Origin of the sequence: Paenibacillus sp. BK033 (genome assembly GCF_004345425.1) — a bacterium.
Classification (GTDB): domain Bacteria; phylum Bacillota; class Bacilli; order Paenibacillales; family Paenibacillaceae; genus Pristimantibacillus.
In genome coordinates, this window is the sequence record NZ_SLVP01000006.1 from 24,177 (window position 1) to 50,444 (window position 26,268).

The 26,268-nt window shown below is 52.8% G+C and carries 15 protein-coding genes; 13 read left to right on the forward strand and 2 right to left on the reverse strand.

Annotated features, from left to right (window positions below; all coding sequences use genetic code 11):
• Position 1 precedes the first annotated feature (1 nt).
• The 5 genes from EV294_RS19750 (at position 2) to EV294_RS19770 (ending at position 9,843) form a co-directional block, all read left to right on the forward strand.
• Entirely contained in the window at positions 2 to 1,357 is a 1,356-nt protein-coding gene (locus EV294_RS19750) for an ABC transporter substrate-binding protein (protein ID WP_132309902.1), read from the forward strand.
• Positions 1,358 to 1,450: 93 nt separating this feature from the next.
• Entirely contained in the window at positions 1,451 to 2,335 is an 885-nt protein-coding gene (locus EV294_RS19755) for a carbohydrate ABC transporter permease (protein ID WP_132309904.1), read from the forward strand.
• Between the two features lie 3 nt (positions 2,336 to 2,338).
• On the forward strand, positions 2,339 to 3,223 hold the full coding sequence (locus EV294_RS19760; RefSeq protein ID WP_243711723.1) for a carbohydrate ABC transporter permease: 885 nt from the start codon (positions 2,339 to 2,341) through the stop codon (positions 3,221 to 3,223).
• Between the two features lie 40 nt (positions 3,224 to 3,263).
• On the forward strand, positions 3,264 to 8,894 hold the full coding sequence (locus tag EV294_RS19765) for an S-layer homology domain-containing protein (protein ID WP_165930753.1): 5,631 nt from the start codon (positions 3,264 to 3,266) through the stop codon (positions 8,892 to 8,894).
• Positions 8,895 to 9,012: 118 nt separating this feature from the next.
• The gene (locus tag EV294_RS19770; RefSeq protein WP_132309908.1) at positions 9,013 to 9,843 is read left to right on the forward strand and encodes a sugar phosphate isomerase/epimerase family protein; all 831 of its coding nucleotides are present in this window, start codon (positions 9,013 to 9,015) and stop codon (positions 9,841 to 9,843) included.
• Between the two features lie 381 nt (positions 9,844 to 10,224).
• On the opposite strand, the gene EV294_RS19775 is transcribed toward EV294_RS19770, so the two are convergent.
• Positions 10,225 to 11,295, reverse strand: a complete 1,071-nt coding sequence (locus tag EV294_RS19775) for a GntR family transcriptional regulator (RefSeq protein WP_132309910.1) — start codon at positions 11,293 to 11,295, stop codon at positions 10,225 to 10,227.
• A 148-nt stretch (positions 11,296 to 11,443) separates the two neighbouring features.
• Here EV294_RS19775 and EV294_RS19780 point away from each other — a divergent pair, with 148 nt between their 5' ends.
• The 7 genes from EV294_RS19780 to EV294_RS19810 all read left to right on the forward strand — a co-directional run bounded on the left by EV294_RS19780 (position 11,444) and on the right by EV294_RS19810 (position 19,176).
• The gene (locus EV294_RS19780) at positions 11,444 to 12,721 is read left to right on the forward strand and encodes an ABC transporter substrate-binding protein (protein WP_132309912.1); all 1,278 of its coding nucleotides are present in this window, start codon (positions 11,444 to 11,446) and stop codon (positions 12,719 to 12,721) included.
• A 110-nt stretch (positions 12,722 to 12,831) separates the two neighbouring features.
• Positions 12,832 to 13,716, forward strand: a complete 885-nt coding sequence (locus EV294_RS19785) for a carbohydrate ABC transporter permease (RefSeq protein WP_132309914.1) — start codon at positions 12,832 to 12,834, stop codon at positions 13,714 to 13,716.
• 2 nt (positions 13,717 to 13,718) lie between these two features.
• On the forward strand, positions 13,719 to 14,561 hold the full coding sequence (locus EV294_RS19790) for a carbohydrate ABC transporter permease (protein WP_132309916.1): 843 nt from the start codon (positions 13,719 to 13,721) through the stop codon (positions 14,559 to 14,561).
• A 30-nt stretch (positions 14,562 to 14,591) separates the two neighbouring features.
• Positions 14,592 to 15,569, forward strand: coding sequence for a glycoside hydrolase family 43 protein (locus EV294_RS19795; RefSeq protein WP_132309918.1), 978 nt, complete (start codon positions 14,592 to 14,594; stop codon positions 15,567 to 15,569).
• Positions 15,570 to 15,974: 405 nt separating this feature from the next.
• Positions 15,975 to 16,973, forward strand: coding sequence for an ABC transporter substrate-binding protein (locus EV294_RS19800; protein WP_243711724.1), 999 nt, complete (start codon positions 15,975 to 15,977; stop codon positions 16,971 to 16,973).
• Positions 16,974 to 17,061: 88 nt separating this feature from the next.
• Complete coding sequence (locus EV294_RS19805; protein ID WP_243711725.1) at positions 17,062 to 18,138, forward strand: FecCD family ABC transporter permease; 1,077 nt, start codon at positions 17,062 to 17,064, stop codon at positions 18,136 to 18,138.
• 3 nt (positions 18,139 to 18,141) lie between these two features.
• Entirely contained in the window at positions 18,142 to 19,176 is a 1,035-nt protein-coding gene (locus EV294_RS19810; protein ID WP_132309920.1) for a FecCD family ABC transporter permease, read from the forward strand.
• Between the two features lie 377 nt (positions 19,177 to 19,553).
• Here the strand turns inward: EV294_RS19810 and EV294_RS19815 are convergent, their stop codons facing one another.
• Positions 19,554 to 25,172 carry an Ig-like domain-containing protein gene (locus EV294_RS19815; RefSeq protein ID WP_132309922.1) on the reverse strand — a complete coding sequence of 1,873 codons (5,619 nt, stop codon included), beginning with the start codon at positions 25,170 to 25,172 and terminating at the stop codon, positions 19,554 to 19,556.
• A 492-nt stretch (positions 25,173 to 25,664) separates the two neighbouring features.
• On the opposite strand from EV294_RS19815, the gene EV294_RS19820 reads away from it, so the two are divergent.
• Positions 25,665 to 26,264, forward strand: coding sequence for a TetR/AcrR family transcriptional regulator (locus EV294_RS19820; protein WP_132309924.1), 600 nt, complete (start codon positions 25,665 to 25,667; stop codon positions 26,262 to 26,264).
• The last annotated feature ends 4 nt before the right edge of the window (positions 26,265 to 26,268 follow it).

Sequence of the window (26,268 nt, forward strand, 5' to 3'; positions counted from 1 at the left end):
TTTGAAGAAGAAGCAGTTGATTTCCGCCATGGCCGTGTTAGGCCTCGCGATGACAATGGCAGCAGGATGCGGCTCGAATAACGGCAACAACGAAGGAACGGCATCGCCAAGCAACAATAAAGCGGATAATGCCGCGGCAACAAATGCGGCCGACAACGCCGGCGCAACAAACGCCGCAGCCAGCGAAGAGCCGGCGGCTCCGAAGATTGCGGGCAAGGTCGTGTTCACAACCAACCGGACGGACCTGGTAGACACGGAGCTCAAAAACTACGCGGCCAAATTCCATGAGAAATACCCGGACGCAACGGTGGAGATCGAAGCCATCAAGGACTATGACCAAACCACGAAAATCCGTATGGCGTCCAATGAACTCGCTGACATCAGCCTGATCCCCGGCACGGTGAAAAACTCGGACCTTCCAAACTTCTATCTGCCTCTTGACGATCTTGGCTTGAACGACCGCATTTATTTCAAGGACAACCGCAGCCAGGACGGCAAGCTGTACGGCATCTCCTCCGGCAGCGCCGCGATGGGCGTCACGTATAACAAAAAGGCATTTGCCCAAGCCGGCATTACCGAAGCGCCTAAGACGCTCGACGAGCTTTACGCGGATGCGGAGAAGCTGAAAGCGGCGGGCATCATCCCGCTCGCGACAAATTTCAAGGACAAATGGCCGCTGTACGGCTGGGATCAGGAGGCGTTTATTTTCGCCAATGACCCGTCCCTGCACAACACGATGGCAACGCAGGATGAGCCGTTTGCCGTTGACGGCCCGCACTGGCAGGCATTTTCCATCCTGAAGAAAATGGTGGACAGCGGTTATGTCGAGAAGGACCTGATGTCGACGAACTGGGAAGGCTCGAAGAAGGATGTCGCTTCCGGCAAAATCGCGATGTTCCTGCTTGGCAACTGGGTTGTGCCGCAGGTTGTGGACAACGGCGCGGCTGCCGAGGACGTAGGCTTCTTCCCGCTGCCGCTGGATAACAGCGGGGAAGCGAAGGTTATTCTGGCTTCCGATTACTACTACGGTATTGATAAGAACAGCGAAAATCCGGAAACGGCAAAGGCCTTCCTCAAATTCCTGATCGAAGAATCCGGCTATGACGATTACGCGGGCTTCATCCCCGTGCTGAAAGACAAGAAGCCTAAGCTGGCTCAGCTGAACGAATTTATGGCGACAAATCCGAAGGTAATCGAAATGTCCGTCGAGAACGACGATTACCTCGCGATTGCGAACAAAATGCAGTTCGACACTAGCGCTTTTGCCCAAGACGCGATTATGGGGAAAGACATGAAGACCGTATTTGATTCCTACAACAAGAAGTGGAAGGACGCCAAGAAGGCTTTAAGCAAATAAGGTCCATAGCGGTTAACGGGAAGAGAAGATGCTTATCGCGGAATCGATAACGTTTTCTCTTCCTCCTTATCAAGGAGTAAAGAAGGGTTGCCGATGTTTGCAATGAGTTACAAGGTACAGCGCTATGTCATATTGATTTCCTTCCTCACGCTTCCGCTGCTGCTGCTTGCGGTATTTTCCTTCTATCCGGCGCTTTATCTGGCATGGCTCAGCTTTACCTCTTGGGATGGCTACAGCCCGGCAAAGGCTTGGGTAGGCTTAAGCAACTATAAGGAAATTTTTACGAATGCGGATATATTCAAGGTTCTCTCCCATAACTTCGTGTACTTCATCGGGGGGATCGTTCAGAACATCGCGGCGTTATTTTTTGCCGTGCTTCTCAATTCGCGGTTAAGAGGACGCAACGCGTTCCGGGTGCTGCTCTTCCTGCCATACATTATGAACAGCGTGGCTATCGCCTACATGTTCACCTATGTCTATGACGCCCAGAACGGCTCGCTGAATGCGCTGCTGACCTCCGTCGGGCTGGAATCCTGGATTCGGAGCTGGCTGGGAGATGCGGCTATCGTCAACTATTCGCTTGCATTTATCTCGGCATGGAAGTTTATGGGCTTTAATATGGTGATTTATTTAGGGGCTTTGCAATCGATTCCCGGCGATCTTTACGAGGCGGCGAAAATCGACGGGGCAGGACCGTTCAAATCCTTCATCTACATTACCTGGCCTAGCATTATCAAAATCGTGGAGCTCAGCATGCTGCTGACGGTCAGCGGCGCGCTTGAAGTATTCGATCTGCCGTTTGTGATGACGAAGGGCGGACCGGCCGGCTCCAGCCAGACCTTTGTGACCCAGACCGTGGAGACGGCCTTTAACTTCAGCAATTACGGGCTCGCTTCGGCGATGGGGATGGTGCTGCTGTTTATCGTGGTGCTGGTGATCTTTGTGCAGCGGAAGCTCATTTTGCGAGGGGGGGACTAGGTCATGGAAGCTCCGTTGAAAAACCGTACCGGCAGCGTTATCACGCGACCGGCCTCGGTCTCGCCTTCTGGAACGTTAGCTGCCGTCCTGAAATACGCCGTGCTGCTGGCAGCCGTATTCGTCATTTTGTTCCCGCCGTATGTTGTCGTCTTGAATGCGTTCAAGGGCAATGAGGAATACGCCAAATCCGGCGTTTTCGATTTCCCGCACTCGTTTGCCAACTGGGATAACTTCTCCACGGTGTTCCACCGCGGGGATATGCTGAACGCTTTTATGAATACGGGAACGATTCTTGTTCTGTCCGTTCTTGGCAACGTGCTGATGGGGACGATGGTGGCGTTTGCGCTCGGACGGTTTAATTTCAAGCTGAAATCCTGGATTCTCGGCGCTTATGTCGCGGCTACGCTGATACCGTCCGTCACCACGCAGGTTGCTACCTTCGGCATTATTAAAGAGCTGGGCCTGTTCAACTCCCTGTACGGTCCGGTGCTGCTGTACATCGGGACGGATGTTGTTCAGATTTACCTGTATCTGCAGTTTATCCGCCATATTCCCTACGATCTCGACGAGAATGCCATGATCGAAGGGGCGTCGCTCTTCCGGATCTACCGCTCGATTATATTCCCGCTGCTGGCGCCGGCGACGGCAACGGCGGTGATTCTGAAGAGCATCTCGATCTACAACGATATGTATATTCCGTATCTGTACATGCCGTCGCAGAAGCTGCGGGTCGTCTCGACGGGGCTGATGAATTTCGTGGGCGTCAACAGCGCGCAGTGGAACGTGGTATGCGCGGCGCTGCTTATTATTCTTATTCCGACGACAATCCTCTATCTCTTCATGCAGCGTTTTATCTTCTCCGGGATCGTCAGCGGTTCGGTCAAATAACGAAAGTCTCAATGACCTTTGAAGGAGTGGACCTATGTTTATGCGCAAGAAGATGCTGTCGCTTGGTCTCGCGGTGCTCGTAGCGGCTTCGGTTGTTATGCCCGGAACACAAGGCTCGAGAGTCTACGCGGAGGAATCGGGCGAGCCAATCGTAGCGGAAGCCGTATCCCCGTTCATTACGCGCAGCGGCGATAAGCTGATGGACGGGGCTCAGGAGTTCCGGTTTATTTCGGCCAACGTGCCAACCTTATCGATGGTAGAGGATATTTATTGGCGCACGCCAACCGAGTGGGAGCAGGAGGATGCGTTCAAGACGCTTGTCCAGATGGGCGGTACGGTGACCAGGCCGTATGTGCTGTCCGTGCGCAAAGCGGATGATCCCGCCGGCATGGTGCGCCACATTATGGGCGTAGGCTCGGACGACAAGCTGGTTTTTAACGAGGATGCCTTTGTTGCTTACGATAAAATGATTCAACTGGCCGGAGAGTACGGGATTCATCTCATTCTCCCGTTTGTGGACCAGTATCAATGGCAGGGCGGGATTGCCGAATACGCGGCTTTCCGCGGCAAGAGCAAGGACGCGTTCTGGACCGATCCGCAGCTGATCGCGGACTTTAAATCGGTTATTTCGTATACGCTGAACCGGGTGAATACATTCACCGGCGTTGCCTACAAGGACGATCCAACGATTCTCGCGTGGGAGACGGGCAACGAGCTGGTGCCTCAGTCTTCGGCCTGGACGCATGATATCGCGGCGTATATTAAAAGCATCGACGCCAACCATCTCGTGCTCGACGGCAAATACGGCATCGACGACGCTTCCCTGACGGATGACGCGATCGATATCGTTTCCAATCACTACTACCCGGATCATTACCCGAGTTATGCCTCCCAGGTGAACGTCGACAAGAACAAGGCAGCGGGCAAAAAGCCGTTTATCGTTGGAGAATTTGGCTTCAAGCCGACAAACGAGCTTGGTTCGTTCCTCGATAACGCGATCGAGAACGGCACCTCCGGCGCAATGATCTGGAGCCTTCGTTATCATAGCCGGGACGGAGGGTTTTACCCGCATACCGAATCGACGTTTAACGGCGTCTTTTACGGAGCGTACCGCTGGCCGGGCTTCCCTTCGGGCGACGGCTTTGACGAGACGAATATGCTGAATGCGCTGCGGGACAAAGCGTTTGAAATCCGCGGCATGGAACCGCCTGCGCTCCAGAAGCCGGATGCTCCCGTTATGCTGCCGGTTGCTTCCGTCTCCACGATCAGCTGGCTGGGTTCGGTTGGCGCGTCGTCTTACCGGGTTGAACGTTCGGAGCAGCCGGACGGCGGCTGGGCGGTTGTTGGCGAGAACGTGTATGACGCGGTGCCGACGGAATCGCAGCTGTTCGACGATACTGGCGCCGTCACGGGTCAAAGTTATTACTACCGGGTTACGGCAAAGAACAGCGCGGGCGAATCCGCACCCTCGGCCGTTATGGGGCCGGTTGTCGCAAGGCATGTCATTCAAGACGAAATGCGCAATTTCGGGAAGCTGTACAGCCATACCTCGGATCTCGAATACGAAAGCCGCGATCCTGACGCTTTTGGCGGGGATGTATCCCGTATCAAAGCATTAGCAGCCGATAATCAGCAAAGCGTGCAATACGCGATTCCGCTTCATGAAGACGGCACGCCGGTTAAGGTGAAGTCCGTAACGGTGGAAGGTTATGTCGCTTCGGCGAGCAGCGATCAAAACTTTGGTTTGTCCGCTTCGGTAGACGGGTTGGCTTTTGAGCCGATTGATGCGGAAGCGGCGGAGTCGGGCGGCTCGTGGAAAAAGCGGGTGTATACGACCGGTGAGCTGGCAAACGGCGTAAAGGTGCTGCGGATCGACTATCCGGCGGCATCCGCGGCGGGGCAGCTGGGCAAGGTGGTCATTGAGTACGAGCATGACGGTTCGGCTCTTACATTCCCGGATTCCGTGCAGCAGGGCGGCATCGCAAACGGGATTTTGTCCGATGACCTGAACAACTTCCTCAAGATGGATTCGCATTCCGTTAACCTTGGCTTCTCGTCGGATACGCCGGAATATTTCGGCGGCGATACGAAGCGGCTGTCCCGTACGTCCAACGAGCATGAGTGGTTTACGTACAAAGCGGACGGCGATATGAACTATTTCAAGTTCTACGAGTACGCCAGGCAGAACCCGGCCGATTACGTCCTGCCGGATTTCAGGTTCTACACGTCGGCGAACGGAACGGATTACACGGAATTTACGAATGTGGTGAAGACGAGCAAGCTGGGCGAAGGATACTGGGCGAAAACCGACTATATCGCTTATCAGCTGCCTGCCGGTACGCGGTATGTGAAATTCGAATTTCCGGTTGTGCCGGAAAGCCATCAGGATCAGCGCTGGAATCCGCAGGTCAGCAGCCTGCAGATCGGGGTAGGCGGAGCGAAGCTGGATCCGCCGGCGGAAGTGAAGAAATCGTCGATTATCGATGATTTCGAAGGCTATACGGGCTCAAACAATGCACTGCGCGCGGCTTATAAAGCGAACGCGGACGGTTCGCCGGTTACCTTGTCGCTCGATACGGCAGGCAAGGTGAACGGCACTTATGCCATGAAGCTGGTTACGGATCTCAGCAAAGGCTGGGGCGGCATGGAGAAGGACCTCGCGGGCGCCGATTGGTCCGGCAACAGCGGCATCCAGCTGTGGGTGAATCCGGGCGGCAAGGAGGTTGGCCTTACGCTGCAGCTGACCGAAGGCATGGGCACGCAAAACGAAGTGTGGAAATCGGATACCCGCATCAGCGGCAATGAGCCGGTCCTCGTGCAGCTCCCGTTCCGGAGCTTCTATATTCCGGATTGGTGGAAGAGCAGCCATGCCGGACAAGGCAACGGAACGGTAGACTTAAGCGGCGCCGCTTCATTTGGCCTTTATTTCGACGGTCCCGCTGGCGATACGACCTTAATGATTGACGATATTAAGCTTTATCGCTTGCCGACCATCGATACCTTTGAAGGCTATGGCGGGGATAACAGCAAGCTGGCTGCCGGATACTCGGTCAATTCGGATGGCGGCCCCATTACCTTGTCTTTGGATGCCGAACACAAGAGCGAAGGCGGACTGGGACTGAAGCTGGCTTATGATTTGTCTAGCAAGAGCTTCGGCGGCGTAACGAAGCAGCTTGGAGGCATTGACTGGACCGGCAACAACGGTATTCAGCTGTGGCTGGAGCCGGACGGCCGGAAGCGCGGCGTGACGGTGCAGGTGAAGGAAACAAGCGGCGAGTATTGGGAAGCGAAGATCGCAGCTTCCGGTACGGCCGCGCAGACCGTCAGCGTTCCTTTCCATTTGTTTGCGATGCCAAGCTGGAGCGGCAAGGACAATTCGAGGCTCGACATTAACTCCATTGCGGAATTCTCGGTCTATGTGGACCGCGGGGCGGGAGATGCCGGTACCGGCGCGATTTATTTGGACGATATCAAGGCTGCGAAGCTGAAGGATATCGATACGTTCGAGTATTATCAAGGCAATTCAACGCTCGTCGGAGCGGCCTATGCGCGCAATGCAAGCGGCGATAGGATTGCGGCATCCCTGGATTCGGCATGGAAAAAAAGCGGCAGCTACGCCCTGAAGCTGGACTATACGCTAACCGATGCAGTTGGTTATGCCGGCGTGAACAAGGCGCTTGGCGCCATGAACTGGTCCGAAGGCGGCAATGCCGTGCAGTTCTGGATGCTGCCTAACGGAGCAAACCATGGACTGACCTTCCAGTTCAAAGAGACGGACGGCGATATTTGGGAAGCGCAGGTAAGCATGGCGGGTACGGAGGAACAGCTTGTGACGATTCCGCTTGCCGGCTTAACCCGTACGCAGTGGTCAACCGGGGATGGCGTCATGGATGTATCAAGCGTAGCCGAGTACTCGATTTACGTGAATAAAGGCGGCGGCTCTGCCGGAACGTATTCGGTCAGCTTGGATGATATTGGACTGACGACCATTCCGGTAATCGACAACTTCGATTATTATGACGGCCGGGAGCTGGTTGCCCTTGGGTCGTACACCCGCAACCCATGGGGCGGCAGCCTGACGATGACGCCGGATGCCGAGCATAAGGAAAGCGGACGTTTCGGCTTGAAGTACGAATACTCGTATCCGGATACGGTAACCAACTTTGCCGGAGCTACTAAGCCGCTCGGCCTGTCCGATTGGAGCGGCGAGGACGGCATCCGGTTCTGGTATACGCCGGACGGTTCCGGCCGCAAGCTGGTTGTGCAGTTCAAGGAATCGGACGGCGAGACTTGGGAGTATTACGTGACATTGACTGGCACGCAGGCAAAAGGGCTGAAGATGCCGTTCGATCAGTTTGTGCACGCCCCGTGGAATACGGCGGGCAACGGCACGCTGGATCTGAACGCCATTACGGAGTTTTCGCTTTACGTCAATCAAGGGGACGGCACGCTCGGCAGCGGCATCCTTTATTTTGACTCGATTGGTCTCTATCAGGGTGATACAAATCCGACAGATCCGACGGATCCGGGGCCAAGCGGGCCGTCTAATCCAGGTACGCCTCAGGATAAGACGGTTTGGGAAGTGACCGCGGGGCAGCTCAAGACAACGGGCCAAGGTACGGTTGCGCTGAACGCTCCGGCTGGCGTAACCGCGCTGAAGCTGCCGCTCCAGGCAGGCGAGCTGCTGGGGACAAACGATCTGCAGATTAAGATCGGCTACGGGGTTCTAACGGTAGGTGCGGACGCGCTGCGAGCCGCTTCCCGATTACTCGCCGCAAGCGGGCAGGGCACGGGGGCAAGTCTTTATATCTCATTGACTTCCGCCAATGGTCCTGCAGCGGTTCCTGGGGCAGCGGGCGAGGAATGGCAGGCAGCAGGAAGCATCTATAATATTCAAGTTGGCTTGTGGACGGCGGCTGGCACCAAACAGCCTTTGACGAAGTGGGCATACCCTGTTCTGTTGCAGCTCCCGGTAAGCGAGGAGCTGAATCCAAAGCTTGCCGGTATTTATATGGGCGGCGCGGAAGACGGATGGAGCTATGCCGGCGGCCGCACGGATAAGGCGGGGACGGTTATCCGGACGTTTATTGCTCAGCCGGGAAGCTACGCGGTGCTGACGAGAGAGAAGCATTTCGCCGATGTTCCGGATGGCTCATGGGCAAGCGACGCGATTATGCAGCTTGCGGCTCTTCAGATTATTAACGGTACGGATGCGGAGCATTTTACGCCAAACCGGTCGATTACGCGCGGTGAATTCGCGGTTGTCCTGGCGAAGGTACTGGAGCTGCCGGCGGCGGATAGTCTGCCGTTTACGGACGTAAATGCGGATGCTTATTATGCGGCTGCGGTTGCGGCGGCCGCGAAAGCCGGCTTGATTCAAGGACGCGACGCGGATACGTTTGCGCCTAACGACAAGATCAGCCGGGAAGAGATGGCGGCTCTGATCGTAAGAGCTTTCGAGCTTAAGATTGGGGCGGTTGGCGTGACGGATGGACACCAATATAACGACATGAACGCGATCTCCGGCTGGGCGCTTGAGGCGGTTAACAAAGCGTTTGTTTCCGGCTTGATGAACGGTACCGGGAACGGAAACTTCGCTCCGGATAAGGAAGTTACCCGAGCGGAAGCGGCTGTAGGGCTAGCTCGCCTGCTCGACGGGCTGCTGCAGTAAAGCAGAATAAAAAGGCGCCATTTAACAAATGAAATGGCGCCTTTTTATAATAGTGACGGGGAAAGGGCTCCTGTATAATGATAGTAGTACCTATTTACATTTGGATGGAGCTGATCAGATGCTGAAAGGATTAACGCGAGCAGGACTAGGACCAATCGGTGATGACAAAGCCTTTATTGAGCAGGCGGCGCGGTACGGATTTCAATCGGTAGATCTGGACGCTGCGGGTCTTATTCATACATACGGCTTGGACGGGGCAAGAGAATTGCTGGCGGCGAACGGAATCTCGGTTGGTTCATGCGGCTTCCCGGTCGAATGGCGCACGACGGACGAAGCGTTCCGGGACGGGCTGCCTCAGCTGGAGGAGCAGGCAAAAGCCGCGGCGCAGCTGGGCTGTACGGCAAGCTGCACGTATATTTTGCCGGCAACGGACGTATCTCCTGGAATCTTCACGATTCAGGCCGTCCGCCGTTTGAGAGAATCCGCGAACATATTAAATAATTACGGCGTTAAGCTTGGACTTGAGTTCGTTGGACCGCATCATTTGCGCACGGCTTGGAAGTATCCGTTTATCTATTCCATGGAGGATACGCTTGCGTTTGCGGATGCAATCCATGCTCCGAACGTTGGCCTCCTGTTCGATGCTTATCATTGGTATACAAACGGGCTCGGCACGGAGGATATCGAAAAGCTGTCCCCTGAGCAAATCGTTCATGTTCATATTAACGATGCGAAAGACATTCCGGTCGAGCAGGTGCTGGACAATGACCGCGTGTATCCGGGCGAAGGCGTCATCGATCTGCCCGGTTTCCTGCGCAGCCTGAAGAAAATCGGCTACACCGGCGCGGTGGCGCAAGAAATCCTTGCGCCAGGCGACATCGTCAGCTCGGTGGAAGAAGCGCTGGAACGCTCCAAAGCCGGGTTTGACAAGGTATTCGCAAATATCTAATAGAGAATAGTATTGAAGCGAAAGTAAGAAGAGGCTCTCCCGTCAAGGAGAGCCTCTTTTATTTAAGCGGTATCTCTGGCGCGCTAGCGTGTAGCATTCCGTCCCAGGTGAAGCTGTAGTACGAATAAGTAACCAATTAATTGGCTTGAGCTACTTCAAATAGACTAGCTCATCATGCACGGCAGCTGCAAAAGTGCAGGTTAATCTGAAACGGGGTACTTATGGACCACAACGAGCAAATGACCTGCACTGTAGCTTATTCTAACCCTAACGATACGCCGCAACGTTAAGGTCCCGAAAAAGTAACTCTACCAGCCTCTTAACGATGCGCCGCATCGTTAGGCCTCCGCGCATGCCCAGCTCGCACCTTCCCCGCACGCTTCACGGAAACACCAGCTGTACCGGCACGACAATGTGCCGCGGGTCGTACGTTTGCCCGATCTGGTCCTGCAGCAGCATAACCGCGGAGCGGGCGAGCTCCTGCTCGTCCTGCTGGACGTAAGGGACATTCGGGATGTCCGGATTGTCGAAGGAGAAGAGCTCTACCTCGGTGCGGCGCTCGAGCAGCCGAAGCGCCTGCCAGGTCAGACCGGCAATCTCTTCGGTTAACGTGAAGGCGGCGGTGATAGTCGGATGCGACTTCAGGAAGTCGGTTACGTAATTCAGCGCGCCCTCGCTGCGCAGAACCTCCAGCGGCACATGGCACCAAAGGCTTTTGTCGATGGATTCGCCTTGATCGATATAGGCTTTTTCAAAGCCGGTCGTTCGGTCTTCAATGGCGGTATTGGTGTTCTCCGGCGAGATCAACGCGATCTGGCGATGCCCCTTCGATAACAGATGCGTCACCGTCCTATAGGCGCCGCCGTCATTGTCCGAAGTAATCGTATACGTCTCGATATTGCGCAGGAAGCGGTCAATAAACACAAAGGGGAATTTATCCAGAGAGAGCCGCAGAAGGGACTCGTTATACTTCTCGTCCTCGGTCGGGAACACGATAAGCCCCTGAACGCCGGCATCGACCAGAGCGGTAATCGCCCTGGATTCCTCAGCCGCATGCTCCCGGGTAATGCTAAGAATCATTCGGAAGCCGGCTTCCTTCAAATAGAACTCGATATGGTCAACAAGCTTCTGGATGACGGTTGTTTTCATGGTAGGAATGATGAAGCCGATAAGCGGAACTTTGAAGGGCTCGGATTCCGGCCCGGGGGCAGGCGCCTTTACTTCGACAGGTTTCAAATCCGCCGCAACAAACGTTCCTTTGCCTTGAATGCGCGTGACGAGTCCCTCATCCGCCAACTCCGTCAATGCATTCTTAACCGTTATTTTGCTGACCTTGAATTCATCCATTAGTTCCTGCTCGGAAGGGATGCGGTCGAGCGGCCGGAGCTGCCCGGAAGCAATCCGTCCCTTGATCTCCATCTGGATTTGCTTGTACAGAGCTGTCTTTTTCATGAAGGCACCTACTCTCAATAAATAAATATGTTTTTATAACCAATTGGGTATATAAATAATACTTTACGCCTATTATAATCAAATTGTGAAGCGCTTACAATGGTTCTGGTATCAAAAGCTTAACCAATATGTGAGGGGGAAACGTCAAATGAAAAAAGGGATTACGGTTACAGCAACCTTGGCTTTGGCACTCATGTTGGTCTTATCCGCGTGCAGCTCCGGCAACTCTTCGGGCAAAGCAACGAAGGTTGTTTTTTGGACTTTTAACGAGCTTCACCAGCAATTTTTCGAAAGCATGGCAGACAAATGGAATGAGGCTCATCCGGAAGAAAAAATTAAGCTGGTAGCGACGACATTCCCGTACGACGATAACCACAACAAACTGCAGGTTGCGCTGCAATCCGGCAAAGGCGCGCCGGACATGGCCGACATCGAGATCAGCAAAATCGGAAACTTCCTCAAAGGCGAGCCGCAGCTTGTACCGCTTAACGACATCGTAGAGCCGAATAAAGACAATCTCGTCATGTCCCGCCTCGACAACTACGCGAAGGATGGCCAATACTACGGCATTGACTACCACGTAGGCGCGGAGGTCATTTACTACAATAAAGAAATTCTCGATAAAGCAGGCGTAGATGCCGACAAAATCATCACTTGGGATGATTACGAAGCAGCAGGCAAGCAAGTGCTTGAGAAAACAGGCAAGCCGATGGCTACCGTTGAAACAACGGACCAATGGTCGTACTGGCCGCTCGTTGTACAGCACGGCTCCGACTTCCTCGATAAAGACGGCAATGTAACGCTTAACGATCAGGCGAATGTGGAAGTGCTGACTTATCTGCAAAAGCTCGTTAAAGAAAAGGTAGCCGTTGTAGCACCGGGCGGCTTCCATCACTCGGAAGAATACTATGGCTTTATGAACGGCGGAGGCGCTGCTTCAATCTGGATGCCGATGTGGTACATGGGCCGCTTTACGGATTACATGCCTGACCTGAAGGGCAAAATCATCATCAAACCAATGCCTGTATTCAAACAAGGCGAAATGCGTTCCTCCGGTATGGGCGGTACGGGTACCGTCATTACGAACCAATCCAAAAATCAGGAGCTCGTGAAGAAATTCCTCGAGTTTGCGAAAGTATCGAAAGAAGGCAACATCGAGATCTGGAAGCAGCTTGGCTTTGACCCGATCCGCACGGACGCTTGGACGGATCCGGCTATGAACGAGTCGAACAAATACACCGATTACTTCGGCAAGGATATCTTTACGTTCCTTAGCAGCCTGAAGGACGAAATCGCGCCAACCAATATCAAAGAGAAAACTCCTGCGGTATCCGATGTGATCAAGACAAAAGCGATGTTCCAGGCGCTTAACGATCTGAAGGATCCGAAGCAAGTATTGGACGACGCAGCGTCTAGCATTAAGTAGAAGCGAGATAACAGTCCATCAGAAAAACAAGCTTCACCGCTTCGCTGAAGGACCCCTTGCATGGCGGGCCTTCAGCGAAGTAATCCTGACAGGAAGGAGCGAGCGTCCAAATGAAAAAGCTTCTATACAATCAGCGAGTCGCCCCTTATGTTTTTGTGCTGCCGTTTGTGCTTTCGTTAGCGATCTTTTTCGTCTATCCGGTTATATCGACCTTCATTATGAGCTTTCAGGAAGTACTGCCGGGCGAGACCCATTTCATTGGCTTAGACAACTACAGGAATCTATGGGACGATTCCTTTTATACCGCGCTTTGGAACAGCTCGAAATACACATTCTGGACGATTCTGGTCCTCATTCCGCTGCCGCTTGTGCTGGCGGTATTCCTTAACTCGAAGCTGATGAAGTGGAGCGCGTTTTTCCGTTCGACCCTGTTCCTGCCGGCTTTGACTTCGGTAGTCGTAGCGGGCATTGTGTTTCGGCTCGTATTCGGCTCGTTGGACAATTCCGTCATGAATACGTTCCGTCATGCCTTTGGCCTCGAGACCATCAATTGGCTCGGCAGCAGCGCATCGGGTATGCTCGTACTGGTCATCCTGGCGACGTGGCGATATTTGGGCATCAACATCATCTACTTCATGTCGGCCTTGCAGTCCATTCCAAGCGAGCTATACGAATCGGCAAGCATCGACGGGGCGAATACCTGGAATAAATTCTGGCGCATTACGCTGCCGCTGCTCAAACCGATTGCGATCTATGTCATTACGATCAGCATTTACGGCGGGTACTCGATGTTTACGGAAAGCTTCATTCTATGGAGCGGCAACCATTCGCCAAACGATATTGGCCTGACCATGATCGGATTGTTATACCGCAGCGGAATCGAAAAGAACGAGCTTGGGCTCGGTTCGGCAATCGGGATGATCCTGCTGCTGCTTACGATGGTCCTCAATGTTATACAACTTCGTTTATTCGGACTGTTTAGGAAGGAGGATTGAACATGAGCACCAAATGGAATCGTCCTCAAACCTGGCTTTTGCTTGCCTTATTCATTCTGTTTGCGGCCTTGTCGGTCTTTCCTTTCTACAGCCTGCTGCTCGCTTCGTTTAAGCCGTCAAAGGAATTGCTTCGCTTCGGGCTTAACATTCGTCTGCAGCCGGAGCTGTTGTCCTTCCACAACTATTCGTTTATCTTCTCGAGCGGGGCGGAGAAATACCTGATCTGGTATAAAAACAGCTTGATCGTTACCGTCGTCTATACCGTCTTCTGCATGCTGCTCTCCTCCATGGTTGGATATGGGCTGGCGATGTACCGTTTCAGGGGCCGCAATATTATCTTTCTGTTTGTCCTTCTGGTCATGATGGTGCCGGTCGAGATCATTATGCTGCCGCTGTACAAGCAGATGATCGCGATGAACCTGATCAATACGTTCAGCGGGGTGATCCTGCCGTTTGTGGTATCGCCGCTGCCGATCTTCTTCTTCCGTCAATACGCGGCGGGGCTGCCGAAGGATTTCATGGATGCGGGTAGAATCGACGGCTGCTCGGAGTACGGCATTTTCTTCAAAATCTTCGTTCCGCTTATGACGCCCGCGTTTGGCGCGATGATTATCGTGCAGGCACTCGCCAGCTGGAACAGCTTCGTCTGGCCGCTGATCGTCCTGAACTCGGGAGAGAAGCTGACGCTGCCAATCGGCTTGTCCAGTCTCGTGACGCCTTACGGCAACAACTACGATATCCTTATTGCCGGCTCCGTGCTGGCGATTGTACCGATTATGATCGTCTTTATTTTCTTCCAGCGCTATTTCGTCTCCGGCTTAACCGTGGGTGGCGTGAAAGGCTAATGACAAATACGAATAGAAGCAGGTGACAGGATGGGAGTCCAGCAATCGGAAATTAACGGAGTTAAACCACTAATCGAACAGAGAGCGGATCCTTTTATTTACAGGCATACGGATGGCTGCTATTACTTTGTTGCCTCGGTACCGGAATACGACCGGATCGAGATTCGCAGGGCAGATACGATTCAGGGACTTACGGATGCTGTGCCGGCCGTTGTTTGGAGAAAGCACGAGACAGGGCTGCTAAGCGCGAATATTTGGGCGCCGGAGCTGCATTTCATCGATGGCAAATGGTACGTCTATTTTGCGGCGGCGCATACTTCGGAGACGAACGAAGGCCTGTTCGACCACCGGATGTTTGTTCTGGAGTGCGGCGATGCCGACCCGCTGAAGGGCGAGTGGGTGGAAAAGGGGCAGGTTCGCGCGGCTTGGGAAAGCTTCTCGCTGGATGCCACAACCTTCGAGCATAACGGCGAACGGTATTACGTCTGGGCGCAGAAGGATCCGGGAATCGAAGGGAACTCCAATCTGTATATTTCGAAAATGAGCAATCCGTGGACGCTTACCGGCAAGCAGACGATGATATCCGTCCCTGATCTGGACTGGGAAAGAATCGGCTTTAAAGTTAACGAGGGGGCAGCCTTTATCCGCAAGGGGGATCGCGTCTTCTTGTCTTACTCCGCAAGCGCGACTGACTTTAACTACTGCATCGGGCTCCTTGAAGCATCTGCGGACGCGGATTTGCTTGAGGCGGCTTCATGGGACAAATCCCCGGTGCCGGTGCTGACAACCGATGAGCTGCTTGGCTTGTACGGTCCAGGCCACAATAACTTTACGGTAGCGGAGGACGGCACAACCGCGATGTTTGTTTTCCACGCCAGAACGTACAAGGAGATTATAGGCGATCCGCTGTACGACCCGAACCGTCATACCTTTGTGACGGAGCTGAAGTGGACGGAGGACGGAAGACCGGATTTCCGGGCATCCGTTGCGGCATTGCCGCGATACTAAAGGAAAGGACGGCATCGGGATCATTCTCGAGCCGTCCTTTTTAATTTCTAAGAATTTATAAGCCTGCTCTTATAATGCTTGTTATTGGGCTTGCGTCTCCGTCTATCTGCCGATCTCGCTGCATCCGATACTGATTGTGTATCCGTTTCTCCAATGCTTCCTCGTGAAAGGCGTCGTGTTCGGCGCCGTGAAGGAATAAGTTTAAACTCCATTGGGCATGATAACGAAACCTCTAGACTCGGCCGTTTTCAAAGGTCCAGGTTAGAGGTTTTGTTGTTTGCGGTGCGGAGGGAGAATCGGGTATCTTCTTATAATTAAGGATTGACTTTGATAATGAGAATTGTTATCATCACTTTAGTCAATTAACGAGATTACAGCCTAGCAGCTTATTAGGGGGACGTATTTGTGTTTGGAAAAGGCAAGAAACTAGTTGTAGTGCTTCTGAGTGTAATGTCTCTTTCGCTTATGCTTGCGGCATGCGGAGGGAATAAAGAAAATAACGGCAATGCAAACAACGCGGCGGCAACGGAAAGCGCATCGCCATCGCCGGAGACGGCAGCGGCGCCAACGGAGCAAAAGCTGACGGACGGCATGGGCCACGAGGTTACGATTCCGGCTAACCCGCAGCGAATTATCGCTTCCTACCTGGAAGATTACCTGGTTGCCCTTGGCGTGAAGCCGGTTGCCCAATGGAGCGTGCCTAACGGTATCCAGGATTACCTGCAGGGCGATTTGAAAGACATTCCCACCATCTCTTACGATCTTCCGTTCGAAGCCGTAACAAGCTTCACGCCGGACCTGCTGATCCTTGGCTCGAATAGCACGGTTGACGGAGGCAAATACGATCAATACGCGAAGATTGCTCCAACCTTCGTCCTTGGCGATGAAGTGAACAGCGACTGGCGCAAAGCTCTGCTGAAAATCGGCGAGGTTCTGCAGAAGAAGGATCAAGCCCAAAAGGTGCTTGACGATTACGACGCGAAAGCGGCGGATGCGAAGACGAAACTGCAAGCGGCTATTCCGGATCAATCCGTTGCAGCTATCTGGCTTGTGGCAAACAAATTCTACGTGGTTAGCGATAAGCTTTCGAGCGGCGCGGTTCTCTACAATGATCTCGGTCTGAAAGTGCCGAATGTCGTGAAAGAAATCTCCGCTACGGGAACGGGCAGCTGGAATGAAATTTCCCTTGAGAAGCTTGCCGACCTGGACGCCGACCATCTGATTCTCATCAACAGCGACAAGGGCACCGGAGCGGAAGCGTTGAAGGATCCAATCTGGCAATCCATTCCGGCTGTTAAGAACGGCCATGTATACGAATATGAAGGAGCGTCCAGCTGGTTGTACTACGGTCCTGTAGCAAGCTCCCAAATGATCGATAACGTACTGAAAGATCTTGTGAAATAATGAGTAGTAGGAATGGAGGGAGCTGCTGCTCCCTTTTTTTCCGTTATTGAAGTGATCGAAAAACATGTTGGAGCGGAGATAAGACATTATGGCTGATAACTCTAGGCTGCATAACTCGCAATTGGAAACCGAACCTGCCTCAACAGGCCGGGAGGTTGAACAACTATATTCCCGGCCGATTACCGCGATTCTTATCATTCTTTGCGGTCTTGCCGCGCTGGTGCTTGCGTTAGGCTTGTCGGTATCCTTTGGCGCGATGGACATCAAATTCCTGACGGTGTGGGAAGCGGTCATTCATTTTAATCCCGATTTGAAAGAGCATCAGGTTATTCGGGAACTCCGTTTGCCGCGGGTGTTGGGCTGCATGCTGGTGGGCAGCGCGTTTGCGGTTGCGGGCGCGATTATGCAGGGCATGACGCGTAACCCGCTTGCGGACTCCGGACTTTTGGGGCTGAACTCCGGCGCGGGCTTTGCCCTTGCCTTATGCTTTGCTTTTGCTCCCGGCCTTTCGTATCCCTATCATATTCTATTCTCTTTCCTTGGCGCGGCGGTCAGCACCGTTATCGTTGTCGCTTTAGGAGCGTCCGTGCGCGGCGGGCTGACGCCAATGCGGATGGTGCTCGCGGGCGTAACGTTGTCCGCCTTGCTAACCGCATTAAGCGAAGGGGTTGCGCTGTATTTCCGCATTGGCCAGGAGCTTGCCTTCTGGTATGCCGGAGGGGTTGCCGGTATCCGCTGGGAACAGCTGAAGATTATGTTTCCATGGGTAGGCGTTGCGCTTATCGCGGCGATGACTCTGTCCCGTTCCATCACGATGCTGAGCCTTGGCGAAGAGGTATCCAAAGGTCTTGGCCTGCGGACGGGTCCTGTTAAGCTGGCCGGCGTCATCATCGTTGTGATGCTGGCCGGCTCGGCCGTGTCGGTGGCCGGGGCGGTATCGTTCATCGGCCTTCTGGTACCGCATGTGGCCCGCAAGCTGGTAGGCGTTGATTATAAATGGATTATTCCAACCTCGGCCGTGCTTGGCGCTTTGCTTGTTGTCCTTGCGGATTTGGCGGCAAGAACCGTCCATCCTCCGTATGAGACGCCTATCGGCACCATGATTGCGTTAATTGGCGTTCCGTTCTTCCTGTACCTTGCCAATAAGGAAAGGAGGGAGCTGTAAGCGATGAAAGGGACGACGATTTCTCTATCCGAAATACGCGGAAAACGACGCAATACTCTTGTTATTTTCATTATGCTAATCGGCATTCTTGCAGCCTTTCTAATTAGCATGAACACCGGGGTTATCCGGATGTCGCCGCTTGACGTGGTTAAAACGCTATTTGGCTTCGGAACCGCCCAGCAGCATCTGGTGTTGTTCGATTTCCGGCTTCCCCGCATTATCATCTCCATTCTGATAGGCATGGGGCTGGCTGTATCCGGCGCCGTACTGCAGGCATTGACCCGAAATGCGCTGGCCGATCCAGGCATTATCGGAATCAACTCCGGCGCGGGCATGGTAATTCTGCTCTATGTAGCGTTCTATTCTTCTCCGGCTTCAGCGCCGGCTTATATGCTTCCGATTCTGGCATGGCTGGGAGGCGGCGTTGCCGCCTTGCTGGTCTTCGTTATCTCGTACCGCAAGCACAAGGGACTGTCCTCGAACCGGCTTGTGCTGAACGGGGTAGCGATCAGCTCGGGCTTCTCGGCCGTGACCATTTTGGTCTCCTTGCGGATTAATCCGGAGCAGTATCAATTCGTGGCGACATGGACAGCCGGCAGTATCTGGAGCAAGGACTGGAACTATGTGACGGCCCTTCTGCCGTTTATCGTCGTGCTGCTGCCATTCGTCTATTTCAAGTCGCAGACGATTAATGTCCTTAACCTTGGCGCTCCGCTCGCGACGGGGCTAGGCGCGGCAGTGGCCAAGCAGCAGATCTGGCTTCTGGCGGCTGCCGTTGGCCTGGCAAGCTCCTGCGTCGCCGTAAGCGGCAGCATCGGATTCGTCGGGCTGATCGCGCCGCATTTGGCCAGAAGGCTGGTCGGACAGCGTTATCAGATCCTTCTTCCCGCAACGGCGCTTGCAGGGGGACTGCTGGTGCTTGTGGCCGATACGATCGGCAGATGGATTTTGCAGCCGTCGGAGATTCCGACGGGTATCGTTGTTGCGGTGATTGGAGCTCCGTATTTCCTCTACTTGATGTTCCGGACAAAAGGATAAGCAGTAGATGATTATAGCCGGTTAGCCCTTTGCGGGGTTGACCGGCTTTTTCGTAATTATATTGAGGGGAGAGTGCCGGAGATGGCTTTTCCGCACTTCATCAGAAGCGAAATCGTCCACGCAAGAAGACGTAGCCGAGCAATACGTGTCCAAGTACAATGCGGATCTGGCGGCTGCAAAGTAACCGCCTCTTTTTCGTATTGGCTAACGAAACGTCATATTCTTAATTCATCGAATAATTCAGCAGACTAACGAAAGCTGGTATCCTTGTTTGCCTGTTTTAGCTGCATTGCTGGGCGTTTTTCTAGAAATGAGGTGAATACGTTTTTACCGTAAAAAAGGCCGGCATTCCATCAAGGAATGCCGGCCATACGAATTTACTTTACATTGTCGTCGATTGCTTTAACGAAATGCTCGTTGCCGTCCGAAGTGCGCGTTGCTTCGTGGCTTCTTGTTGCTTCTTCGACTTGACCAAACGCCCAGTTGCTCTTCGCAACATCCGGGAAGGATGGTTCTACGTCAGTCAGCGGGCCTCTGTACAGAAGGCGGTTGATCAGCGTTACGGCTTCAAGGCGAACGATGTCTTTGCCCGGTTGGAACGTACCATCCGGATAACCCGTTGTCAGGCCGTTGCGGAACAATGCCTCGATTGCCGAGGAGGACCAGCGTCCTTCGCTGTCTCCGAATTGCGGAGTGATTGGCATTGAGGTCTCCAGCTTCAGGTAACGTACCATGACTGTAGCCAATTCCTCGCGCGTTACAGGCTGGTTCGGACGGAAGGTGCCGTCTGCAAAGCCTTTAAAGATACCGCTGTCCGTGACGATCCGGATATAACCGCTTGCCCATTGGGTAGAAGGCACATCCTTGAATTCGGCTTTCAGCGTTGTCGAGCCGCCGTTCAGGAGGCGTGCGATAATGGCCGCTAGCTCCGCGCGGGTCAGCTTCTGGCTAGGCTTGAACTTGCCGTCCGGGAAGCCGAGAATATAACGCTGATGCGTCACGGTTTCGTCTCCGGTGGAGAAGAGCAATACTTTCACGGATGCTTTTGCCGCTTCAGGATTCAGCAGCTCTTGGCTTGCTTTGCCTTCCGCGGAAATCGTTACGAGAAGCTCGGTCACATTGATCGAAGGGTACTTCACTTCCACATTGCGTACGCCTTTATCTCCGACGTTGAGATCCCCGACATTCCAAGTCACTTTATTGCCTTCTACCTTGCCTCCGTCTGCACTTGTTACCGTGGTGCCCTCAGGGAGGGTTAACGTCACAGTAGCACCGGTAGCTTGTTTCGTACCGTTGTTCAGGTACTCCACTTTAACTTTGCCTGCTGTTCCTTCTACTTGTCTGTCCTTGTCAACGGATACGTTAACAACGACGTTAGGCTTGCCGGCAGGCGTAACAGATGCCTTAGACATCTGAATGTCATGGCGGACAATCGCATACTCGACAGGGATCGTTGGGCTCGTGTAAGTGACGTAGCCCGGAGCCGTTGCAACGATGTAGTAATCGGTTGTCGGATAAACCATGTACGCGTATTTACCGCCGTCTTTGCTTGTCTGCGGGTTCGCGTTGTCGCTTGGAGCAAAGCCTGCGATCTCAGGCAGCTTAACTTCCGTGCCAGGCGTATTGCCGTTTGTAATATTGCGCGGCGTGTTTGCGTAATACAGCTTTACGGTTGCACCGTCAATGGCAGCATGGGTGTTGATGTCGGTAATGTCGCCATACGGGTCAATGAGCTCGTTAAGGATGTTCATTTCGCCGTTCGCTGCCAGCTTGATTGTCGGAAGCGTGCCGTTATTGTCCAATGCGTTAATAATAATGTCTTTGAAGCCGCCGTGCTCTGAATCCGGAACCTTGAAGATGATTGCAATCTGATATTCCGTATTCCGTTCAAGGCCAGGAATATTGAATACGCCGTCTTTCAAAGGTGCGGTAAATTCTTTATGATCCGGTGCCGGACCAATCAGCTTCACGGTGACCTGATTCATGAATTCCTGTTTAAGCGTGTCATTCTGACCGGTAGGAAGCTTTTGCGTAAGGAGGCCGGTAATGGTTTTCGTCGATTCGAAAACTTCGCCCGGGTTTCCGCTTACCGCGCCAACCTCAACGGTTTGCTTGAAGGAAACTTCTTTGGTCTGGCTGCCTACTTGAACGGTCTTGATAACTTCAATGTCATACTTTTCGTCGCCGCGTGGAACGGCAATGCTGTACTTCCCGTCTGCGTCGGTAATGGCTTCAGCCGCGAAGTCGATAATGCCGTCGCCGTCAAAGTCTTTTGTGATTTTTACGACTGCGCCGGCAACGATTGAACGCGTTCCGTTATCCGTTGTCGTTACAACGCCCGTTACGGAAGCCGGCTCAAAGGTAATGATGATTTGCTCTTGCGCGTAAATGCTGCGTTCCACGTCATCAGCCGTAGCCGTTACCGGAACGCTTTGCGATAAAATGCCTTCAATCTTCGAAGATTGGTATTCAATCGTTGCTTTGCCAGCCGCATCCGTCACCGCGGTTGGGGAACCGCCAAGGAAGGTTCCGAGCGAAGCGGAGAAGGTAATCGTGACGTCTTTGAGCGGTTTGCCGTCTATATCAGTCAGAATGGCCGTCAATTTCGAAATCGTATGGCCGTCACCAACGATGGAGCTAGGGTTCGCGCTAAGCTTCAAGATGTATTTCACAAGCTCGAAGTTCTGATGAATCGTTGTCTCAGCAGCTAAGCCAGGCAAAGCGTTAATGACTTGATTGCGTGTTGCATAGCCTTGCTTCTCCACAACAATCAGGTAATGCTCGGTACGGACATTAGGGAATTTGTAGTATCCGGAAGCATCCGTTGTTGTGTTGGCAACTTTATTCGTTCCCGTTGGATCATACAAGGTTACCTTAGCTCCTTCAATTGGAGCTTGGCTGTTGCGATCTTGAACCGTTCCGTCAACGGACACGGTGCGGATCACGGTAAAATTGTTGTTCTGAAGCTTGGAAGCCGCTTCGGCCGGCAATGCTTCGTCCCCCTTCGAAGATGCGAAGGTTACCGCATGGGCGCTGCTTGTTGCTTCTGAAGGAAGACGATACTGCACGTTTTCCCATTTCTTATATCCGTCTGTCTGGTAAGTATCGCCGTTAGCCAAAGTCAGCGTAACCGAATCGTTATCCGTTCCGTTGTCCGGACCGTCGAAGTCAAAGGTTGCCGTAACTGCCGTTGCGGTAACTTCCGTAATAGCCGAGATTTTCAGCGGTTTGTTAGGCGCTACGGTCCATTCGGAAGAATCCGTAACAGCACGGTCGCCAACCCAGCCGTCAAGAAGACGAACGGCTAAAGTAACGGTAGCCGTATTGGAATTAAGTTTTCCGTCATTGGCCTTGAACGTAAAGCTGTCCGTGCTGCCATAGCCAGCGTCTGGCGTGTACGTGTAAGTACCGTCGTTGTTGATGACAACCGTACCATGCGCCGGCGGGGTTACAACCGCGAAGGTAAGGGTATCGCCATCAACATCGCTCGCCTTAAAGCCGCCCGTCGCGCTGGAGCCGGACTCAACGACTTTGGAATCATCCGATGCCGTTGGCGCGTCGTTCACGGCAGTAACCGTAATCTCTACCGTTGCCGGCGCAGAATCAGCCGTGCCATCGTTAGCTTTAAACGTAAAGCTGTCCGGGCCGTTGTAATTAGGATCCGGCGTATAGGTGAACGTGCCGTCCCCGTTCAGGGTCAGGTCGCCATGAGCAGGTTGGCCGACTACCGAATAGTGAAGGGTATCACCGTCATCGTCCGTTGCATGAACGCTGCCGTTAAGGGATTTATCTTCCTCGGTTTGCAGAGTATCGTTTTGAGTAACGGGAGCTTCATTTACTTCATTAATCGTGATGCTGACGGTAGCGGGAGCCGAGTAGAGCACGCCATCGTAAGCCTTGAAGGTGAGGCTGTCCGAGCCGGAATAATTCGGGTTTGGCGTATACGTGTACGTTCCATCGCTGTTTAAGACGACCGTACCATGAACAGGCGCCGTATCAAGCACATAAGTCAGCGCGCTGTTCTCTACGTCTTGCCCGGTTACGCTGCCGTTGACAGGCGTATTTTCATCCGTTGTTTTGCTCGAATTGTTCGCAGCAGGTGCATCGTTAACAGCGTTAATCGTCAGATTAACGGTTGCGACGTTAGAGTCGGCTTTGCCGTCATTCGCTTTGTAAGTAAAGCTGTCGGTACCATTGATGTTTGCATTTGGCGTATACGTGTAAGTGCCGTCTGCATTCAGAACGACCGTACCGTTAACCGGTGCCGTGACAAGAGAATAGGTAACAGTGTCATTGTCTCCGTCAGTTGCAGTTACTGCACCCGTAACCGGAGTGTCTTCATCTGTAGTTTTATTGTCATCTTGGGCTACTGGAGAAGCGTTAGGAGCTGCTGTTACGTTGATGGTGACAGTTGCCTTGTTCGAACCCACTTCGGCATCGTTGGCAATGAACGTAAAGCTGTCCATTCCAACGAAACCTTGATCAGGCGTGTAGGTGTATGAACCCGCTATCGCATCGAGCGCTAAAGTACCATGTTGCGGCAAATCCTGTTCCAGATACTGCAGCAGATCCCCGTCTATATCCGAACCATTCACAGTCCCGCCAACCGGCGTGTTTTCCACGGCGCTTATGCTGGAGTCATAAGCGACTGGCGCGTCATTAACCGGCTTTACCGTAAGATCAACCGTAGCTGTATTAGAGTCAAGAGATCCGTCATTTACTTTGTACGTAAAGCTGTCGGGACCGTTGTAATTCGCGTTAGGCGAGTATGTAAAAGAACCGTTCGGGTTCAAAGTCAAGCTACCATTTGATGGTCCTGTTACTCTGGAGAAGGTGATGGTTTCACCGTCGATATCGCTGCCTTTATCGCTCAGGGATTTGTTAAAGGTCGTATCTTCGTCTCCTGAGAAAGAGGCATCTTCGGCAACTGGTGCCGTATTCACTTTATCCGTTGTATCCGTTGCCGTCTTGGCCGGATTGCCGTCGGAGCTGACCGTGTCCGCCGATACGGTTACGGTTCCGTATTTCAGAGCAGAGAAGTCAAGCTGAGTGGCATACTTCCCGTCGGGTCCAACGGTTGCCGCGTAATTCCGTTCCGAGCCCGAAGAATCCTTCACCGTAAGGGTGACAGGCTGTCCAGCGCCCGCATTGGTGGATCCGGAAATATTAACGACTTTAATATTATCTTGGCCTGCAATCAGTTTGCCGTCTCCACCGTCGTCAATAGAAACATCGATAGTTGGAGAAGAACTGTTGTCTACCTGCTTCGGATCGCTGAATGTACCGCCCGGGGCACCGAAGTTAACCGAGAATTGACGGGAGCTTAAATTGCTCGTGTTGCCAACGACAAGATCCAGTCCGTTTATTGGCGCGGTGTAATTGATGATTACGGAAGCCGTATCCTCAAAAGATGTACCATTAAGGGAGGAGCCTCTTCCTGCAAATTGCGTTCTGCCGGCAGTTGCCGAGCTTATGACAAGCTGTGTGTTTTTATTCACAGAATAGCTCGCAAAGCCGGATAATTGGACAAATTCCTTGGAGGTGGAACTGCTGCCGTCAATATCGATGACCGTCACAAAGAAGTTCTTGATTTGAACCGGATTGCCGGTTGCCTGATCAATGAAATCAAAGTGAAAGGTCAATGAGCCGCTTCCGGGACTGGTTGTAACCCATGGATTAAACCGCTCATCAAAGCCTGTTCCCGGATTATCCAATACGTTTCCGGCCAAGGATGCCCCGCTAGCCCCCTTGATCGTTACTTTGGCATCAACCGTAATGCCGTCTCTTGTAATGACATTCGTATACTTGTAGACGGCCCCTACTTGTCCGGCAGTGCCGGAAACCAGGGTTGGAGTTCCCAAATTCATTGCATTACTCTTGATGTCAACCACATTTACCGCTGCTTTGGTGGCAGTTGGATGCGTGACTCCGAGCATGACACCCAATACAAGAAGCAATAGGGCAATTCTTGTAAAGGCCGATGATCGAGCCAACATAGACTCACTTCCTTTCCGTTCTTATAGTCTGCTTGTGTCAAAATTTAGGATTAAAGTCCCTGCTAGATTCGACACCTAACTAGTCCTAAATAACTATAAATGACGGCAGGCGACAGCGTCAACTTGAAATTTTCTAGTAATATCCATTTTTCGACAAACGTTTCTGTTCCTTAATTTGGAATAAGACTATTAAAAAAAAGATAAGCGAGAATAACTTATTTTAGGGCGAAATTATTAGGTGCTGAAGCTTTGAATAACAGGAAATCAGATATTCTCGCGAAAAATAATAGTATAAAAAAATAGTATTTTTTTGTTTTACATATCTAGTAAACGAGGGCAACCGAGAACATTTTTTTCTAGAATCCATGGAGGCATGGGATAAGAAGGGTAACCATTTTACGATTCCTTAACTGGATGTATTTACAATTTAAGGAATTATGATTATTATATAAATAAACGTTCATATATTTAATTAGGAAAGGACAATCAAACATGGCAAGGACCGTCAATGAGCAAGCCAGACAAGAGAAAAGAGAGCTTATCTTACAGACTGCCGTCACTGCTTTTCCCGAGAATGGCTTCTCCGGTACCACATTCGCTATGCTGGCCAAGAGCTTGGGAATAAGCGCGGCAACGATTCTGCTCTATTTCGACAGCAAGGAGGAGCTGTTCCGTTGCGCCGTACTGGAGCCGCTTGAGCGGTTCCGCGAGCCCTTCCTTGCCTTCGTGCACGGGGAAGGAACGCCGCTGGACAGAATCAAGTCCATGATTGACGTGCATATCCGGATTGCGGCAAGCAACTCGTCCTTTCTGCGGCTGGTGCAGTACGTGCTGGGGCAGCATCAACGGTTTCCGGAGGAAGCGGAAGCGATGTACCGGTTCGCCAGTGACTATACGGCGGGGCTGACGGCGGTGATTGCTGAAGGCCAGGCGGCCGGCCAGCTTCAGTCTTACGATGCGCATGAAGTCGCGTGGGGATATTTTTGCTTTATTCAAGGCGTAGGGCTGGTCAACACCGATGATCCTTCTTCTCCGGTATGGGATGGGATGCGCCGGGTAGGCTTGCAGCTGTTTGCGCCTGCAGCAACCTAATAAT